The organism is Vicinamibacteria bacterium, from assembly GCA_035620555.1.
In the GTDB taxonomy this organism is placed as follows: domain Bacteria; phylum Acidobacteriota; class Vicinamibacteria; order Marinacidobacterales; family SMYC01; genus DASPGQ01.
In genome coordinates this window covers 1-2,441 of sequence record DASPGQ010000711.1, presented here as the reverse complement: position 1 = coordinate 2,441, position 2,441 = coordinate 1, and the positions used below count along the sequence as shown (strand labels likewise).

Sequence of the window (2,441 nt, the reverse complement as noted above, 5' to 3'; positions counted from 1 at the left end):
ACGAAATCCATTCATGGCGCGTCGCACCACGGAAACGTTCCCGCCGACATCCTGGATTTCAACAAGATCAACACCTACCGCGTCGGCCAGCTCGGGTATTTGCTGAAAAAGCTGGGCGACACCTTCGACGGCGACGGCTCGCTGCTCGACAAGACGGCGATCGTCTGGGGCTCGGCGATGGCCGATGGAAACCTCCACAATCACCGCCGGGCGCCGCTTCTCCTTTTCGGTCACGCGAACGGCGCGCTCGAAGGAGGCCTCCATCTGAGGGCCCCCGAGGGCACTCCGATGGCGAACGTGTTCGTGAGCCTGATGCAGAAGATCGGACACGAAGAGATGACGGCGTTCGGCGACAGCACGGGAGCCTTCTCCTTGGAGGGTGCGTCATGACCGTCGGGACGTTGGCAGCATTCCTGACGATCGCCCTGGCCGCGGCTCCGCCGCCCGGTCTGATCGACGCCGCGCGCCGCGGAGACATCGAAGCCGTGCGCGCGCTTCTCGACCGCGGGGCCGACGTGAACGCCGCCGAGGGTGACGGCATGACCGCGCTCCATTGGGCGGCGGAGCACGACCACCCCGAAGTCGTCGCGCTTCTTCTCGCCGCCTCTGCCGATCCGACGGCGACCACGCGCATCGGAGGCTACACACCGTTGCATCTTGCGAGCCGGCTCGGATCCGTCCGCATCGTGAACCTGTTGCTCGACGCGGGCGGGAATCCCGACGCGGTTACCACGACGAGCGGCGTGACGCCGTTACACCTTGCCGCGGCGGCGGCCGGAGGCGGGGACGCCGTAGCGGCCCTCATCGCTCGCGGGGCGAATGTCGACGCCCGCGAGAGCGCGGCGGGTCAAACGCCTTTGATGTTCGCGGCGGCGTCCAACCGCGCCGCCGCCATCAGAGAGCTTCTCGCGCGGGGGGCGAGCCCCGGAGCCACCACGAAAGTCGTCGATGTGCTCCCGAGTCTCGCGCTCGATCGCGAGGCCACGAGCCGTCTGCAAGCGATGCTTTCCAAGGATGGAGGCTCTGACGCGGAGCCCGATGTCGAGGCGGACACCCCGTACGCTCGCTCGAAACGACCCGAGGTGGAGCTGAGCCCGGCCGAGGTTCAGTCTGCGATCCGCGCGCAGCGCGAGTTCCTCCTCTCCGGCTACGACGTGGGAGACGTCGACGCCACCTCGCTCGCGCGGGTGCGCCCCGACTACCCCGGAGGCCCGGACGTCGTGCGTCCTCCCTATCGGGAGGTCCTCGTTGGAAAGACGGGCGGCATGACCGCGCTCCTTCACGCGGCACGCGAAGGCCACATCGAGGCAGCCGTCGCCCTTCTCGACGGCGATGCGGATGTCAACCAGGTGAGCGCCGATGGAACCAGCCCGCTCCTCATCGCCGCGCTCAACGGGCAGTTCGATCTGGCGCTCGTGCTTCTCGGGCGCGGTGCGGATCCCAATCTCGCGGCCTTCACCGACGGCGTCTCGCCGCTCTTCGCCGTGCTCCAGACACAGTGGGCACCGAAGTCGAACTACCCTCAACCCCGAGCGCAGGACGAGCAGCGATCCGGGTACATGGACGTACTGAAGGCCCTTCTCGCGGCCGGGGCGAGCCCGAACGTTCGGCTGAGAACGCATCTGTGGTACTGGGAGTACGGTCTCACCAAGATGGGCATCGACCTCACCGGGGCGACGCCCTTCTGGCGTGCCGCCTTCGCCCAGGACATCGGAGCCATGAAGCTCCTCGCGGCGCACGGAGCCGATCCGAACATCCCGACGAAGTGGCCCGAGGTCGGGATGAGGGAGCGGAGGCAGCAGGACGGCCGGCAGCAGGAAGACTCGGCGCTTCCCTACATCCCCGAGGGGGCACCGAACGCCTACCCGATCCACGCTGCCGCGGGCGGCGGCTACCTCGGGCTCGGAGCCTTCAGCGTTCGAAACGTGCCGGATCAGTTTCTGCCGGCGGTGAAGTATCTCGTTGAGCAGCACGGGGCGGACGTGAACCTGTCGGACTCCTGGGGCTACCGACCGCTCCACTACGCCGCGTCACGTGGGGACAACGAGCTCATCGAGTACCTCGTCTCCAAGGGGGCGGACGTCACGACGATCACGCGTCTCGGTCAGTCGACCGCCGACATGGCGCGTGGCGGCCGGGCCGGCTTCTTCACTCGCGTGGCCTATCCGGATACGGTGAAGCTTCTGACGAGTCTCGGCTCGTCGCTCCGGTGCCTCCACACCCATTTCCTCGACACCGGTGACTTTTGTGAGGGAGCTGGAGTCAACGACCCCTGGGCGCCGGCGCCGAGCGGTCACTCGTCGCCGTCCTCCGGCGCTCCGAAGGAGAAACGCCGCTAGCGTTGTCGCCTCGGTTCGCGTTGCGCACGCTTCAGAACAGTCGCGCTCCAGATTCTTCAATTGGAGAAGGTGCGTCATCACGATTACTGCTTTAGCGTAATC

Annotated in this window: 2 protein-coding genes; both read left to right on the top strand. The window is 67.1% G+C overall.

Translation table 11 applies throughout. From position 1 onward, the window contains the following. Nucleotides 1–390: hypothetical protein (locus VEK15_28695; protein HXV64711.1), on the top strand; the 390-nt coding region annotated here is incomplete at its 5' end. Further along, nucleotides 387–2,339 carry an ankyrin repeat domain-containing protein gene (locus tag VEK15_28690; protein HXV64710.1) on the top strand — a complete coding sequence of 651 codons (1,953 nt, stop codon included), beginning with the start codon at nucleotides 387–389 and terminating at the stop codon, nucleotides 2,337–2,339. The genes VEK15_28695 and VEK15_28690, both read left to right, overlap by 4 nt. The last annotated feature ends 102 nt before the right edge of the window (nucleotides 2,340–2,441 follow it).

Bases quoted from the DNA above. Each gene is read 5' to 3' on its own strand.
- VEK15_28690 (HXV64710.1), top strand. From the start codon at position 387: ATGACCGTCGGGACGTTGGCAGCATTCCTGACGATCGCCCTGGCCGCG.